Genomic DNA, 15,189 nt, shown 5'->3' with positions numbered 1-15,189 from the left:
AGCCGCGGCTGCAGCAAATGCTCGTCGGCGAAGGCCACCGGTCCCGTCACGCCAGCGTCACGCGACGGTGATGCCCGGCGCCCCACGATGGCTGGGACAGGTAAGCGCAACCCCGCTTTCACATGTAAGGAAGCCACCATGGTGACAAGCATCCGGCGTCGCATACCTCGCCTGATCGGTGCATCCGGCCTGGCCGCGACGCTTGCCCTCGGGGCAGGCGTGGCGACCGCCACAGCAGCACAGCAGGCGGCACCAAAGGCCTCGACTGCGGCACCGAATCTCTGCGGCAAGCAACCCAGGCCGAACGTCTGCCCGCGCGTTAACCAGGGCAACCAGGCGATCGGGCGCACCGGCAGGGTGAACCAGGGTAACCAGGCTGTCGGGCGCACCGGCAGGGTGAACCAGGGTAACCAGGCGATCGGGAACACTGGCGGGACGAACCAGGGTAACCAGGCTGTCGGAGGCACCGGCAGGGTGAACCAGGGTAACCAGGCGATCGGGAACACTGGCGGGACGAACCAGGGTAACCAGGCTGTCGGGGGCACCGGCGCGGTGAACCAGGGTAACCAGGCGATCGGAGGCGCTGGCGGCACCAACCAGGGTAACCAGGCGATCGGGAACACTGGCGGGACGAACCAGGGTAACCAGGCCGTCGGAGGCACTGGCACGGTGAACCAGGGTAACCAGGCGATCGGGAACACTGGCGGGACGAACCAGGGTAACCAGGCGATCGGGAACACTGGCGGGACGAACCAGGGTAACCAGGCCGTCGGAGGCACTGGCACGGTGAACCAGGGTAACCAGGCGATCGGGAACACTGGCGGGACGAACCAGGGTAACCAGGCTGTCGGGGGCACCGGCGCGGTGAACCAGGGTAACCAGGCGATCGGAGGCGCTGGCGGCACCAACCAGGGCAACCAGGCGATCGGGAACACTGGCGGGACGAACCAGGGTAACCAGGCCGTCGGAGGCACCGGCAGGGTGAACCAGGGCAACCAGGCGATCGGGAACACCGGCGGCACCAACCAGGGCAACCAGGCTGTCGGGGGCACCGGCACGGTGAACCAGGGCAACCAGGCGATCGGGAACACCGGCGGGACGAACCAGGGCAACCAGGCTGTCGGGGGCACCGGCACGGTGAACCAGGGTAACCAGGCTGTCGGAGGCGCTGGCGGCACCAACCAGGGCAACCAGGCGATCGGAAACGCTGGCGGAACGAACCAGGGCAACCAGGCCGTCGGAGGCGCTGGCGGCACCAACCAGGGCAACCAGGCGATCGGAAACGCTGGCGGAACGAACCAGGGCAACCAGGCCGTCGGAGGCGCTGGCGGCACCAACCAGGGGAACCAGGCCATCGGGTAGTAGTGACCCCGGCTGCGGGCTGAACGCCAAACATGTGCCGGCCCGCCTCGAGAACGCGAACCCGCCGCGGGCAACAGCGGCGGGTTCGCAGGCGTTCACCACCGAGCACGTCCCGGACATCATGGGTTCGCGACCCGGAGATCGTCGAGGGCGACCGGCACGAGGGTTCCACGGACGAGCATCACCCGCCGCAGGAGGCCAAGACATGTGATCCGGCCGTGCCCCTCGCGGTCCCTACTGCAAGGATCCGCCACCGGGGTGTGACTGCTGCAGTTCGGCCACGAGCTGGCGCAGCTGCTGTGTGGGGCGGAGTCCCAGCTCGTTGCGCAGACGCTGTGCGTAGCGTTCGAAGTGGTCCAGCGCCTCGACCAGGTTGCCTTCCGCCAGGTAGGCGCGGATCAGCGAGACCTGGCTGCTCTCCCGCAGTGGATCTGCCTGGGCGGCCGTATGAGCGGCCGTCACCGCCCCGGCGAACTGCTCGGCGTCGATGAGTTCTCCCGCCAGTTTCTCGAGGGCATGGAGTCGAAGCTGGCGCCAATGCTCCGCCTCGAGCAAGGCCCACTCGTCGTACCAGCCGGGCAGCAGATCGGCGGAGAGCTGGTCGACGGTCGCCGCGTTGAGGTCGAGGTCCTCGGCCGGGACGCTGGGGTCGAGTATGCGTTCGGCCAACGACCGGGCGTGGTACAGGTCGACGGTGACCTCCCGCGCGAGACGCACCTCACTGGGAGAGACGTCCAGTGCTTGCCGGCCGAGGTCGGGCAGGCGTGACAACGCCGCCCGAAGGTTCGTGTTCGCCCTCGGCTCGGATGCTTCGGGCCAAAGACTTCCGGCGATCAAGGCCCGAGGGACAGAGGCGCGGTAGTTGAGCGCGATTGACGCCAGGAGTCGCTTCGAGCCGAGCGGGACTGTCACCGGGACGTCGCCGACCACGAGGTCGAAACCACCGAGAAGAGCTATGTGTACGGACGGTCGGCTCTTCACGATCAGAGAAGACAAAGCGAGATCATCTGAGCTCATGGCCGTGTGATCGCTCAGGTATCGGCCCACCCGGTCGCCTGCCGACCAGTGGCACCACCATTGCCCAAGGATTCGCGATCTTCACCTCCCGACAGATCCATGTTGCTCTGCCCGCTGAGGGTTGTCTAATCGTCCAAATTGTGCTAACGAGTGCCCTCTGGTCGTGGGCGGCTCACCCCGGGCGGGCGCCGCGCGCATGCCGGGATGGCGCCGCGCGCATGCCGGGACGGCGTCTGACGAGGTGGAACCGGTGAAGGCTGCGCGACACGACCGGGCCGTCACTCAATGAGTTCCCCTGCCGCGAGCCGGTGATCCGCAGAGCGAGGCGGCCCTTGTCGAGAAGTGCGGGGTATCGCGCGGCATGGTTCGTCGCCACGTGCGTGAGCTGGAGACCGCCGGCCACGTCGAGGCGCGACACGGGGTTGGCCGGTTCGTCAGCTCTCGTCCCTGAGCTCCCGATTGCCTCGGCGGCATTGGGCAATGCAGCTGGCCTGGTGGGCACATGGCCTTGCCGAGTCGCTGTCGGCTGACAGGCTGCCGCGGCGGTGGGCACACTCTCGGCGGGTCCAGTCCCAGGCACTGAACCTGGCGCCGACGTTGGGCGAGGACGCCGAGCTGTTGGCGGCCGCAGCCATTGCGCGCAACATCGGGTCTGCCCGCGCCGCCGCGGACACCGAACAGCACATGATCGACGGGGCGCGGTGTTGTGCGCCGTCGTTGGCGCTGATCCGCGGCGGTGCAGCATCGTGGCCTTCCACACGTCCTCCTCATGGGAGCCATCCGAAATGGGAGCCATCCGAACTCGGGTTGGACCATGCGCTCAACGAGTTTGGGCCCGCCGAAATCGAGTTGGTAGACACGATCACCTATTGATCTCGCGTCTCGTCGGCTCATCGGGCCGACGGCGCCACTTGTAGAACCACGCCGCCGACACACCCAGTGCCCGACAGGAGGTGCGGTGCGAAATGTCGTGCACGGTCTTCTGGTCGCTGATCACCCCGACGAGCACTGCCAGGTCCGCCTCAGCTACTTCACCCACAAGACCATGCAGCGTTTGAGGACATCGCGCTCCATCCCCAGCTCCTTGACGTTTTTCTTCAACTCGGCATTCTCCCGCCGCAGCCGCGCGAGCTCCTCGCTCTCGCCCAACCGCCGCGGCCCCAGCGGACCTCCGGGTCCGTGCCTCCCAACTTCCCCTGCAGTGACGGTGTCTACGCTATGAGGGGAAGGTCGCGGGCCGGGAGTCGTCTTGCCGCTGCTCTGCACATACGGGTGAGCCGAACGACACTGCTGCGGGCGGTTATGGCCTTACCCGATCCCGCCTGGACTGTTCCGAGAGTGCTGGGCGTCGATGACTTTGCCACGCGCCGCGGACAGCATTACGGCACCGTGCTCATCGACTGCGAGACCGGCCAGTCCCTCGACCTGCTACCCGGCCGCGACGCAGCGACCCTGGCCGGCCGGCTGCGGAAACACCCCGGCTCCGAGATCATCTGCCGTGACCGAGCTGGTTCCTATGCGGACGGTGCCCACACCGGCGCCCCGAACGCAGTCCAGGTCGCCGAACGGTTCCACCTCTGGCAGAACCTGGGAACTGTCGTCGAGCGGAGCCTGAGTCGCCACGACAACTGCGTGAAGGCAGTCGTCGTCAGGAATGACGGGCCGGCGAGCGATGTCGTCGCCCACCGCGCGGATGCCGATTCGCCTCGGCCTGAAGGGCCTGCCGGAAGCGGTCACCGCGAACTGGCCAAAGGCCCGTTCTGATCAGGCAGGCCGCTACAGCAGCAGTAATGATTCGCAGGGGCATCTTGGCCATGCTGTCACCCCAAAGCGTCGAAAAGAACTGGGTCGCACCCTGCTGAATTGGTAAAGGGGTCAATTGAATGTTTCGGCTTCCCTTTCACGCTCAAGAATATGACCGACCTGCACAGTGCCGACTTCAATTTTGAGGACAGCGAAGGGATTTAATATGGATCGGTTGCCAGGGAGGTCGGCTCGTCACTCATTCGAGAGCAGGTCGGAACGGTCGGAGAGTATGGTCCGAAGCCGCGGAAATAATTGAATGAAGTCAGGGTAATGCGCACCGCTAATGCTCGCAACTCCAGATGCGTCAGTGGAATAGGAATAGTAGAGTTGGCGTGCTGTTGTCTGGACGAACACGTCCCTATTCGCCGGGGTGAAGTACAGGCAAAGGAGAGTTTCATGCGAGGGAAAACGGTACTGAGCGCTGCCGCGATGACTGCGGTAGTCGGAGGAATGGCTGTCGGCATGGTGGGGCCGGCCTCCGCAGCCCCGAATCAAACATGCCAGGTCGCCGGGGGGACCCTGACAGGCCAGAGTTTCGCTCCCAACGGAACATTCACCGTTTCGCCCGGAGGGAAGAGTGTGTCTTCCTCTTCTGACGGCCGTATCGGACCGACGGCTGTCACGGGCACAGGGCCTTTCTCCGTAGGTTCCGTGTCCTGCACGGGAGGGGCTTCCACAGGAAGTGCAGCTGGGGCGGCCGCTGTCGCAGCAGCCGGAACGAGCGCAGCGCAAGCGGCCATACGTGGAGGCGCCTCCCCGGCGCAGGCGAGGGCGCAGGGCACAGCGGCTGCACAAGCCAAGGCGCAGAGCCTCGGTCTGCCGGCAACGGTGGTCAACCAGACAATCAACCAAATCAACCAAATAATCGGTTCAACAATCAACGGGCCAGTCTGTCAGGGCAATCAGCAGGGTGGCGGCAACCAGACGTGCGGAACTCCCACGGGCGGGACTCCTACGGGTGGAACTCCCACGGGCGGGACTCCTACGGGTGGAACTCCCACGGGCGGGACTCCTACGGGTGGAACTCCCACGGGCGGGACTCCTACGGGTGGAACTCCCACGGGCGGGACTCCTACGGGTGGAACTCCTACGGGCGGGACTCCTACGGGTGGAACTCCTACGGGCGGGACTCCTACGGGTGGAACTCCTACGGGCGGGACTCCTACGGGTGGAACTCCTACGGGCGGGACTCCTACGGGCGGGACTCCTACGGGTGGAACTCCTACGGGCGGGACTCCTACGGGTGGAACTCCCACGGGCGGGACTCCCACGGGGGGGACCCCCACGGGCGGGACCCCCACAGGCGAAACCTCCACAGTCGGTATGTGAGACAGGAATGACTCGGGGGGCTGCCGCCCGGGCCTGCGCCGGATCGCGCAGGTCCGGGCCAGGCCCCTCTCAGCCAGCGCGCTCAGTCCGACAGGGAGCAGCGATGATTGTGCAGCCGTCCATTTGCCTATGCATGATCGTAAAGAACGAGTCCGTCGCTATCGAACGCTGCCTCGCGTCGGTCCGTGACCTCATCACCACTTGGGTGATCTCCGACACCGGGTCCACGGACGGCACGCAGAAGATCATCCGCAACGCACTCAGGGACATCCCCGGCGAGCTCCACGAGGAGCCGTGGGTCGATTTCGGTCAGAACCGCAGCCTGAACATCAGTCACGCACGCGGGAAGGCCGATTACTTGCTCCTGCTCGATGCCGACCATGAGATCCGGCAGGACGATGCGCTGCCGCCGCTGACGGCCGACGCCTACATGTTGCGGCATGAAGGCGCTTTCGAGTACTGGATCAGGCGGTTGGTCAGGGGGGACATCGCCTGGCGCTACGAGGGTGTCACCCACGAATACCTCACCACCGACGAGCCGGCCGATCAGTCGAAACTCGACGCTCTGGTCATCGTGGACCATGCCGACGGAGGATCGCGTCACGACAAGTCCGAGCGCGACGCACGTCTGCTGAGCGCCGAACTCAAGCGAGACCCAGACAATCCCCGCACTGTCTTCTACCTGGCTCAGACCATGCGAGACATGGGCAGGAAGGAAGAGGCCATCGCCCTGTTCGAGGGTCGCGCCGCCATGGGCGGCTGGCCGGAAGAGGTCTACTTCTCGCAGTTCCAGGCCGGTGTCCTCAAGGCCGAGACGGGCGACTGGCCAGGCGCCATGGATGCGTTTGTGCACGCCTGGGAGACACGGCCCCAGCGGCTGGAAGCCTGCTACCAACTGTGCTCAAGGCTGCGTTCCATGGGCCACTACCGGGCCGCACATGCCTTCGCCTCCGCCGGTCTCGACCAGCCTGTTCCGGACGACCTGCTGTTCGTCAGCCCCTGGGTGTACCGATGGGGGCTGCTGTTCGAGTTCTCGATCACTGCGTACTGCGTCGGGGACTGGGAGGGTTCCTACCAAGCATGCGACCGGCTTCTTGCCATGCCTGATCTGCCTGAGGCCATTCGCAAGCAGACGCTTGCCAACCGGGAGTTCCCCGCCCAGCACCTCTCCAAGGTGTGGACGTCCTTTTGGTCGATGGCACGCACCTGCGGGAGCCTGGGCGGGAGTGAAGTTCCCTCCTGACTTTCATGCGGCGACGATGGTTTCTGCCGGTTCATCACCGAGGTCTTCGACCGCGCGGGCGCCTTCCTGCTCGGCCGCCGTACGTACCGTACGGAAAGCTCGAGCCGCCCTGGGGTGAAGCCGCCGCTGGTGTCCTCCTGGGGACCGCCAGGTGCCAGTTCCGGAGCCGGTGGGCAGGGTCCGCGGGTGGTCATCCTCGGGGCCGCAAGGCTCACGGCCGGCGCACATGACTCCGGAGTGAATGCGTCGATCACCCCGCACAGCTCTCTGGCTTGCGGCGGAGTTCGACGTATGGCGCCAGTGACGGGGACTGAGCCGGAGGTATGTCGTGCGCGCCGCGCGGCTCGACCTGACGGTTCGGGATGTGCCTCTAGATTACCCTCGTTGCCGCGCCAACTACCGTGGCAGCGAGACGACTTGCTCGACTGGGCGGCGGCTTGTCCTCCCGATCTGCGTCTGCCAGTACGGATGGGAGGCAAGCCGGCTGGAGAGCTCCTGCAATCGTCTGCGCAGCGCTGTGGTCTGAGGAGGTCGCTGGGCGAGCGCTTCGTAAGTGCGGTTCCAGTCGCACTGGGTCTGCATAAACTCGTATGGCGGCCTTCTGGCGGCGTGACCTCTCGGAACACGACGACGAGTACGTGTGGGCCGACGGAGTACACCCGAAGATCCGGCTCGGGCAGGCGCACTCGTGCTTCCTGGTCCTGCTCGGAGGCCGACTGGACGGCTCCAAGGAGCTGATCGAGATCGAGGAAGGGCTGCGGGAGTGCGCCGAGTCCACGGGCCGGCTCTATTCACGAGTAGCGCCGGGAGTCACTGCTTAGCCCCGTGGCTTGATCAAAGTTGATGAGTTCGGGAGTCACTCACGGCTCCGGCAGATGGCTGGCGGGCCACACATCGGCGAATGCCCTCAGCTGCGATATACGGCGCGGACCAGACGCTGAAGCTCGGTCGGGTCGAGCGCCTCGACCTCCCGCTGCACCCTTCTCGAGGGGATGGGGTGGAGCGAGCCGGACCTGCAGTGAGGGCCCGCAGGCGCTGAAATCTCACTCGCCACTCAGTCGAGATCGGTGACAGGCAACGACAAAGGCACGGACTCAGTGAGACTGAGTCCGTGCCTTTGTACTTGGCACTCGCGCAGGTTCAGAGACTTGATCACCCTGGATGCTGCGAAGTGCCCCCGGCAGGATTCGAACCTGCGCACACGGCTCCGGAGGCCGTTGCTCTATCCCCTGAGCTACGGGGGCGTGTTCGCCGCGGCTGGCGTGGCGACGAGTAGAACCCTACCAGCTTCGTCGGGGTCCCCATGAACAGTTAATTCGCTGCTGAGTGGCGTCCTGGGAGGGCTGTGCAGGAGGCACGCGAGGGTGGCAGTCCCCTGTACGGGGCGGAAGTGGGGAAAACCCGGACGCGGTGGCGCCGGCGGACCTACTCTCGAGTTGTGCCAGGCGCGTCCGGCCGAGTGCTTGTTGTGGACGACAACAAGGTGATTCGGCAGCTGATCAGGGTCAATCTCGAGCTGGAGGGCTTCGAGGTCGTGACCGCGGCTGATGGTGCCGAGTGTCTGGATGTGGTGCATCAGGTTCGGCCTGATGTGATCACTCTGGACGTCGTGATGCCCCGACTCGACGGGCTGCGGACCGCCGCGCGGCTTCGTTCCGATGCCCATACACGCGGTGTCCCGATCGTGATCGTGAGTGCTTGCACCATTCAAGAGGTTGATACCGGACTCGATGTCGGGATCGAAGCCTTCCTCGCCAAGCCCTTCGAGCCCGGTGAACTGGTACGCGTCGTACGGCAGTTGAGTGAGCGCGGGCGTGACAGCGGGCGCGGTGCCGAAGATGCCGAGCGCGCCGGGCGTACCCGGGGCTAGGCGGTACGGGGGAGCGGAGCGTGTCCGTATGCCGGACCATCCCGTAAACCGGGTCGCTCACCCACCCCCCTCCTCCCATACGCTTGTCCCGTGACCCCCGTCGAGCTCTCCCGTACCGTCCTGCGCGCCGTGCGCCGCGCGGTCGACGACGGTGAGCTGAGCGTGGCCGTGCCGGCACGCGTCGTGGTCGAGCGGCCGCGGCCCGGTGGGTGCGGGGACTACTCCACCAACGTCGCGCTGCAACTGGCCGGTCCCGCCGGACGCCCGCCCCGGCATGTCGCCGAGCTCCTTTCGCGGCGCCTCTCCGACAGCCCCGGCATCGCCGGCGTCGAGGTCACCGGCCCCGGATTCCTCAATCTCACCCTCGCCGACGACGACCCCGGTGCCCTCGCCCGCGAGATTCTCGCCCGGGGCGGCGGGTATGGGGGCAGCGATGTTCTTGCAGGTCAGCGCTTTGAGATCCGCATTCCGTACGAGGCCAGGGCCGAGGTCGTCGCCGATTCGCTCCGCCGCGTCCTCGCCACGCAGGGCGCCCAGGCCCACGTCGTCCATGGCGACACGGCCGAACCGAGTGCCGCGCAGGTCGTGAATCTGCGGCCCGTGCCCGCTCCCTGCGACCCCGCCGTCCTCGGCCGCGACGCGTCCCGCTGGGCGCTGCTCCTGCCCGCCGCGCACGACCGGCCCCGTATCGACGACGAGCATCTCGCCCAGCGCGAGAGCAACCCCCTCTTCCGCGTCCGGTACGCCCACGCCCGCACCCGCGCCCTCACCCGTAACGCCGCCGCCCTCGGCTTCACCGCCGAACCCGGCGACGTACGCGACCACGACACGGCGACCGGCGCGGGGGACGCCACCCGCGCCCGGGCGAACACCGCGGCCCCCCTCCACGCCGCCCTGTCCATCTACCCCCGAACCCTCACCCTCGCCGCCACTCACCACGCCCCCGACCGGCTTGCCCGGCAGCTTGTCGTGGTGGCCGATGCGTTGCTCGGCTTTGAGCACTCCGTGCTGCCGCAGGGGGAGGAGAAACCCTCGGCCGCCCACCGTGCCCGGCTCGCGCTTGCCGAAGCCGCCGGGGCGGTGCTCGCCGGCGGCCTTTCCCTGCTCGGTATCGACGCACCCGAACATCTCTGAGAGAGCGCAGAAGACAGTCATGAGCCGTTCCGCACACCCCGCCGGGCCCCGCCACGCCGATGTCCTGACCGAGGGGCACTACGCCGCCCCGCCCGCCGATCTCAACGCCCTCGACCCGAAGGTGTGGTCGCGGACCGTCACCCGTGCGGGCGACGGCGCGGTCCGGGTCGGCGGCATCGAAGTGGCCCGGCTCGCCGAGGAGTTCGGCACCCCCGCCTACTTCCTCGACGAGGACGACTTCCGGGCCCGTTGCCGCGCCTGGCGTGACGCCTTCGGGGCCGACGCCGACGTCTTCTACGCCGGCAAGGCGTTCCTCTCCCGCGCCGTGGTGCGCTGGCTGCACGAGGAGGGGCTCAATCTCGATGTGTGCTCCGGTGGTGAGCTCGCCACCGCGCTGTCCGCCGGGATGCCCGCGGAGCGCATCGCCTTCCACGGCAACAACAAGTCCGAGGAAGAGATCGAGCGGGCCGTCGAGGTCGGGGTCGGGCGGATCGTGCTCGACTCGTTCCAGGAGATCGTGCGGGTGTCGCACATCGCCGAGCGGCTCGGCAAGCGCCAGCCGGTGCAGATCCGCGTGACGGTCGGCGTCGAGGCCCACACGCACGAGTTCATCGCCACCGCGCACGAGGACCAGAAGTTCGGGATCGCGCTCGCCGGGGGACAGGCCGCCGAGGCCGTACGGCGTGCGCTCAAGCTCGACGGTCTCGAGCTCATCGGCATCCACAGCCACATCGGCTCGCAGATCTTCGACATGGCGGGCTTCGAGGTCGCCGCGCGGCGCGTCGTGTCGCTGCTGGCCGAGGTGCGCGACGAGCACGGTGTCGAGCTGCCCGAGATCGACCTCGGCGGCGGGCTCGGCATCGCGTACACCTCCGATGACGACCCCCGTGAGCCGCACGAGATCGCCAAGGCGCTCGGTGAGATCGTGACGCGGGAGTGCGAGGCGGCCGGTCTGCGCACGCCGCGCATCTCCGTCGAGCCGGGCCGCGCCATCGTCGGCCCGACCGCCTTCACGCTCTACACGGTCGGCACCATCAAGCCGCTCGAAACCCTCCGTACGTACGTGTCCGTGGACGGCGGCATGTCGGACAACATCCGCACCGCCCTCTACGACGCCGAGTACACGGTCGCCCTCGTCTCGCGGACCTCCGACGCCGAGCCGATGCTCGTCCGGGTGGTGGGCAAGCACTGTGAGAGTGGCGACATCGTGGTCAAGGACGCCTTCCTGCCCGCCGACCTCGCGCCCGGTGACCTGATCGCCGTGCCGGCGACCGGCGCGTACTGCCGGTCCATGGCCAGCAACTACAACCACGCACTTCGCCCGCCCGTCGTCGCCGTGCGCGACGGTGAGGCGCGGGCGATCGTCCGGCGTGAGACGGAGGAAGATCTCCTGCGTCTCGACGTCGGATAAATGAAATACACGTCTCAGGATTCGGACCGGGGGCAGAAACCCCGGTCCGGTGGGTGAGACTGGTCCACTGAAGCAGTATCAAGCAGGCTGAGCTCTCTGAGCTGGGTTCAATGAAAGGCGTAGGTCGATGATGCGTACGCGTCCGCTGAAGGTGGCGCTCCTTGGCTGTGGGGTAGTCGGCTCAGAGGTGGCGCGCATCATGACGACGCACGCCGAGGACCTCGCGGCCCGGATCGGCGCCCCCGTGGAACTGGCCGGGGTCGCCGTCCGGCGTCCGTCGAAGGTGCGCGAGGGCATCGACCCCTCGCTGGTGACGACGGACGCGACCGCGCTGGTCAAACGGGGCGACATCGACGTGGTCGTCGAGGTCATCGGAGGCATCGAGCCGGCCCGCGGCCTCATCATGACGGCGTTCGAGCACGGCGCCTCCGTCGTCTCCGCCAACAAGGCGCTCATCGCCCAGGACGGCGCCGCGCTGCACGCCGCCGCCGAGGAGCACGGCAAGGACCTCTACTACGAGGCCGCCGTCGCCGGTGCGATCCCGCTGATCAGGCCGCTGCGCGAGTCCCTCGCCGGCGACAAGATCAACCGTGTGATGGGCATCGTCAACGGCACCACGAACTTCATCCTCGACAAGATGGACTCGACGGGCGCCGGCTACCAGGAGGCCCTCGACGAGGCCACCGCGCTCGGTTACGCTGAGGCCGACCCGACCGCCGACGTCGAGGGCTTCGACGCCGCCGCCAAGGCGGCCATCCTCGCCGGGATCTCCTTCCACACCCGCGCACGTCTCGACGACGTCTACCGCGAGGGCATGACCGAGGTGACCGCCGCCGACTTCGCTTCCGCGAAGGAGATGGGCTGCACCATCAAGCTGCTCGCCATCTGTGAGCGGGCGGCGCACGGCGGGTCCGTCACCGCGCGCGTGCACCCCGCGATGATCCCGCTCGACCACCCGCTGGCCTCCGTGCGCGGCGCGTACAACGCCGTGTTCGTCGAGGCCGAGGCCGCCGGTCAGCTCATGTTCTACGGGCCTGGAGCCGGCGGCGCGCCCACCGCGTCGGCCGTGCTCGGCGACCTGGTGGCCGTGTGCCGCAACAAGCTCGGTGAGGCCACCGGACCCGGTGACTCCGCCTACACCCAGCTGCCCGTCTCGCCCATGGGCGAGGTCGTGACGCGCTACCACATCAGCCTCGACGTGGCCGACAAGCCGGGCGTCCTCGCCCAGGTCGCGACGGTCTTCGCCGAGCACGGCGTATCCATTGACACGGTGCGCCAATCGGTCAAGGACGGCGAGGCCTCCCTCGTCGTGGTCACCCACCGTGCGGCGGACGCGGCCCTCACCGGGACCGTCGACGCGCTGCGCAAGCTCGACACCGTGCGTGGTGTCGCCAGCATCATGCGTGTTGAAGGGGAGTAACGAGCAATGACCCACCAGTGGCGCGGAATCATCGAGGAGTACCGCGACCGGCTTCCGGTGTCCGACACCACGCCGGTCGTCACGCTGCGCGAGGGCGGCACGCCGCTCGTGCCCGCCCAGGTGCTCTCCGAGCGCACGGGCTGCGAGGTCCACCTCAAGGTCGAGGGTGCCAACCCGACCGGGTCCTTCAAGGACCGCGGTATGACGATGGCGATCACGAAGGCCAAGGAGGAGGGCGCGCAGGCCGTCATCTGCGCCTCCACGGGCAACACCTCCGCCTCTGCCGCGGCCTACGCCGTGCGCGCCGGGATGGTCTGCGCCGTACTCGTCCCGCAGGGCAAGATCGCGCTCGGCAAGATGGGCCAGGCGCTGGTCTACGGCTCGAAGATCCTCCAGGTCGACGGAAACTTCGACGACTGCCTGAACCTGGCCCGCGCCCTCTCCGAGAACTACCCGGTGGCGCTGGTCAATTCGGTCAACCCGTTCCGTATCGAGGGTCAGAAGACCGCCTCGTTCGAGATCGTCGACGCGCTCGGTGACGCGCCCGACATCCACGTCCTTCCCGTCGGCAACGCCGGCAACATCACGGCCTACTGGAAGGGCTACAAGGAGTACGCGGCGGACGGCATCGCCACGCACACGCCGCGTATGTGGGGCTTCCAGGCCTCCGGTTCCGCGCCCATCGTGCGCGGCGAGATCGTCAAGGACCCGTCGACGATCGCCACCGCGATTCGCATCGGCAACCCCGCGTCCTGGGACTTCGCGCTGGCCGCCCGTGACGAGTCCGGCGGCTTCATCGACGAAGTGACGGACCGTGAAATCCTGCGCGCCTACAAGCTGTTGGCGGCCCAGGAGGGTGTCTTCGTGGAGCCCGCGTCGGCCGCCTCCGTCGCCGGTCTGCTCAAGGCCGCAGAGCAGGGCAAGGTCGACAAGGGGCAGAAGATCGTCTGCACCGTCACGGGCAACGGCCTCAAGGACCCCGACTGGGCCGTCGCGGGCGCCCCGCAGCCCGTCACCGTCCCGGTCGACGCGGCCACCGCGGCCGAGCGCCTCGGCCTGGCGTAAGCGGACCGGACCGGTCAACTCCGCACAGGGGGTGCACAGGGGGCTTACGACACGCATCGTGCGCCTCCTGTGCGCCCTATGTCGCCACAGAACCTTCCTTCGATAGGCTGTACCGAACCCACCCCGCCGCATATGCATGTGCCGCGGTGCCGCAGGCGTTGTCGTAGCCCCCGCGGCCTTCGGGTTCTCACACGGGCAGCAATCATCGGATCTCTACCGCAGTCACCTCGTTCATCACGCAAGAACCGCAGCTCAAGGAGTGTCATCGAGCGATGGCCGGTCCCGCCTTCCGCGCCGCCGCCGTCAGGGTGCGCGTCCCCGCCTCCAGCGCCAACCTCGGCCCGGGCTTCGATGCCTTCGGTCTGTCGCTGGGTCTCTACGACGACGTGGTCGTCCGGGTCGCCGACTCCGGCCTGAACATCGACATCGCAGGTGAGGGCTCCGAAACCCTTCCGCGCGACGAGTCCCATCTGCTCGTACGTTCCCTGCGCACCGCCTTCGACCTGCTCGGCGGACAGCCGCGCGGCCTCGAGGTCGTCTGCGCCAACCGGATCCCGCACGGCCGCGGCCTCGGCTCCTCGTCGGCCGCCATCTGCGCCGGCATCGTCGCCGCGCGCGCCGTGACGATAGGCGGCGACGCCCGCCTCGACGACGCGGCCCTGCTGGAGCTCGCGACCGAGATCGAGGGGCACCCGGACAATGTCGCGGCCTGCCTGCTCGGCGGCTTCACGCTCTCCTGGATGGACGGCGGCGCGGCCCGGGCGATCAGGATGGACCCCGCGGGTTCCATCGTTCCGGTGGTTTTCGTACCGGGAAAGCCGGTACTCACCGAGACCGCGCGCGGTCTCCTGCCGCGCAGCGTCCCGCATGTGGACGCCGCGGTGAACGCGGGCCGAGCGGCCCTGCTCGTAGAGGCCCTCACGAGGCGCCCCGAGCTGCTGCTGCCCGCCACCGAGGACCGGCTCCACCAGGAATACCGGGCTCCCGCGATGCCGGAGAGCCTCGCACTCGTGGAGCGGCTGCGGGCCGACGGCGTTCCCGCGGTGATCTCAGGGGCGGGCCCCACGGTCCTTGCCCTTGTGGAGGAGTCAGCGGCCGACAAGGTCGCACGGCTGGCCGGTGAGGGATGGGCGGCGAACCGCCTCGACCTCGATGTCGACGGAGCGAGCGTGCTGCCGCTTGCCCACTGACACGGTTGCCGGAATTCGAGAGGGGGAATATTTGTTGGATCCGGTAGTGTTAACCTCAAGTCTGCACCCGACCCCACCATGGCGAGGTGCTGTGTGTCCCCCTCCGGGACAACCATTCTTCCGGGAGCCCCGCAAATTGCTCTGTGCCGTGCACTGAGTCGTTTCGAGCATGCTCCGGAACCGGTGTGATCGAGCCGGGTGACACAGACATTCCAGTGGAACCCGCGGCTTCGGGACTCGCCGTCACCTAATGAATTCTTCCGCCGCGTTGGCGGACCACCGCCCCGGCACGGTCCATACCGACAGGACCACCGCCGGACAGCACAACCGGTCGCCGAGCCA

General features: G+C 67.7%; 13 protein-coding genes, 1 tRNA gene and 1 pseudogene. 13 read left to right on the top strand and 2 right to left on the bottom strand.

Annotated features, from left to right (window positions below; translation table 11 throughout):
- Window positions 1-138: 138 nt before the first annotated feature.
- A complete protein-coding gene (locus OG758_RS19425; RefSeq protein ID WP_326711178.1) occupies window positions 139-1,362 on the top strand; it encodes a beta strand repeat-containing protein in 1,224 nt (407 codons plus the stop codon).
- Window positions 1,363-1,596: 234 nt separating this feature from the next.
- Here OG758_RS19425 and OG758_RS19420 read toward each other — a convergent pair whose 3' ends face one another.
- On the bottom strand, window positions 1,597-2,343 hold the full coding sequence (locus tag OG758_RS19420) for an AfsR/SARP family transcriptional regulator (RefSeq protein ID WP_326711177.1): 747 nt from the start codon (window positions 2,341-2,343) through the stop codon (window positions 1,597-1,599).
- A gap of 331 nt (window positions 2,344-2,674) precedes the next feature.
- On the opposite strand from OG758_RS19420, the gene OG758_RS49080 reads away from it, so the two are divergent.
- From OG758_RS49080 to OG758_RS19395, 6 genes and pseudogenes are all read left to right on the top strand, one after another.
- On the top strand, window positions 2,675-2,830 hold the full coding sequence (locus OG758_RS49080; protein WP_382060863.1) for a GntR family transcriptional regulator: 156 nt from the start codon (window positions 2,675-2,677) through the stop codon (window positions 2,828-2,830).
- Window positions 2,831-2,859: 29 nt separating this feature from the next.
- Window positions 2,860-3,252, top strand: coding sequence for a hypothetical protein (locus tag OG758_RS19415; protein WP_326711176.1), 393 nt, complete (start codon window positions 2,860-2,862; stop codon window positions 3,250-3,252).
- A gap of 465 nt (window positions 3,253-3,717) precedes the next feature.
- Complete coding sequence (locus tag OG758_RS19410) at window positions 3,718-4,143, top strand: transposase (RefSeq protein WP_326711175.1); 426 nt, start codon at window positions 3,718-3,720, stop codon at window positions 4,141-4,143.
- A 968-nt stretch (window positions 4,144-5,111) separates the two neighbouring features.
- Window positions 5,112-5,525 carry a hypothetical protein gene (locus tag OG758_RS19405; protein ID WP_326711174.1) on the top strand — a complete coding sequence of 138 codons (414 nt, stop codon included), beginning with the start codon at window positions 5,112-5,114 and terminating at the stop codon, window positions 5,523-5,525.
- Window positions 5,526-5,647: 122 nt separating this feature from the next.
- Window positions 5,648-6,757, top strand: coding sequence for a glycosyltransferase (locus OG758_RS19400; RefSeq protein ID WP_326711173.1), 1,110 nt, complete (start codon window positions 5,648-5,650; stop codon window positions 6,755-6,757).
- Window positions 6,758-7,350: 593 nt separating this feature from the next.
- Window positions 7,351-7,533, top strand: a pseudogene (locus tag OG758_RS19395) (IS256 family transposase); the annotation flags it as partial.
- Between the two features lie 396 nt (window positions 7,534-7,929).
- Here the strand turns inward: OG758_RS19395 and OG758_RS19390 are convergent.
- Window positions 7,930-8,001, bottom strand: a tRNA-Arg gene (locus tag OG758_RS19390).
- 146 nt (window positions 8,002-8,147) lie between these two features.
- Between OG758_RS19390 and OG758_RS19385 the strand changes: the two genes are divergently transcribed.
- The 6 genes from OG758_RS19385 (at window position 8,148) to thrB (ending at window position 14,847) form a co-directional block, all read left to right on the top strand.
- Window positions 8,148-8,627 carry a response regulator gene (locus OG758_RS19385; RefSeq protein WP_326715964.1) on the top strand — a complete coding sequence of 160 codons (480 nt, stop codon included), beginning with the start codon at window positions 8,148-8,150 and terminating at the stop codon, window positions 8,625-8,627.
- A gap of 90 nt (window positions 8,628-8,717) precedes the next feature.
- Window positions 8,718-9,761: an ArgS-related anticodon-binding protein NrtL gene (gene nrtL, locus OG758_RS19380; RefSeq protein WP_326711171.1), complete on the top strand. Its 1,044-nt coding sequence runs from the start codon at window positions 8,718-8,720 to the stop codon at window positions 9,759-9,761.
- A gap of 19 nt (window positions 9,762-9,780) precedes the next feature.
- Window positions 9,781-11,172: a diaminopimelate decarboxylase gene (gene lysA / locus OG758_RS19375; RefSeq protein ID WP_326711170.1), complete on the top strand. Its 1,392-nt coding sequence runs from the start codon at window positions 9,781-9,783 to the stop codon at window positions 11,170-11,172.
- A 130-nt stretch (window positions 11,173-11,302) separates the two neighbouring features.
- Window positions 11,303-12,592, top strand: a complete 1,290-nt coding sequence (locus tag OG758_RS19370) for a homoserine dehydrogenase (RefSeq protein WP_326715963.1) — start codon at window positions 11,303-11,305, stop codon at window positions 12,590-12,592.
- 6 nt (window positions 12,593-12,598) lie between these two features.
- Window positions 12,599-13,657, top strand: a complete 1,059-nt coding sequence (gene thrC / locus OG758_RS19365) for a threonine synthase (protein ID WP_326711169.1) — start codon at window positions 12,599-12,601, stop codon at window positions 13,655-13,657.
- Between the two features lie 272 nt (window positions 13,658-13,929).
- Complete coding sequence (gene thrB / locus OG758_RS19360) at window positions 13,930-14,847, top strand: homoserine kinase (protein ID WP_266560063.1); 918 nt, start codon at window positions 13,930-13,932, stop codon at window positions 14,845-14,847.
- Window positions 14,848-15,189 lie beyond the last annotated feature (342 nt).

Source organism: Streptomyces sp. NBC_01474 (assembly GCF_035918215.1).
Classification (GTDB): domain Bacteria; phylum Actinomycetota; class Actinomycetes; order Streptomycetales; family Streptomycetaceae; genus Streptomyces; species Streptomyces aureus.
Note: the sequence above shows the minus strand (reverse complement) of the source record. Positions and strands in the feature narration are given on the sequence as shown.

Excerpts from the sequence above, each read along its gene's own strand:
- OG758_RS19425 (WP_326711178.1), top strand. The coding sequence starts at position 139 with ATGGTGACAAGCATCCGGCGTCGCATACCTCGCCTGATCGGTGCATCC.
- OG758_RS19415 (WP_326711176.1), top strand. The coding sequence starts at position 2,860 with ATGCAGCTGGCCTGGTGGGCACATGGCCTTGCCGAGTCGCTGTCGGCT.
- OG758_RS19400 (WP_326711173.1), top strand. The coding sequence starts at position 5,648 with ATGATCGTAAAGAACGAGTCCGTCGCTATCGAACGCTGCCTCGCGTCG.
- lysA (WP_326711170.1), top strand. The coding sequence starts at position 9,781 with ATGAGCCGTTCCGCACACCCCGCCGGGCCCCGCCACGCCGATGTCCTG.
- OG758_RS19370 (WP_326715963.1), top strand. The coding sequence starts at position 11,303 with ATGCGTACGCGTCCGCTGAAGGTGGCGCTCCTTGGCTGTGGGGTAGTC.
- thrC (WP_326711169.1), top strand. The coding sequence starts at position 12,599 with ATGACCCACCAGTGGCGCGGAATCATCGAGGAGTACCGCGACCGGCTT.
- thrB (WP_266560063.1), top strand. The coding sequence starts at position 13,930 with ATGGCCGGTCCCGCCTTCCGCGCCGCCGCCGTCAGGGTGCGCGTCCCC.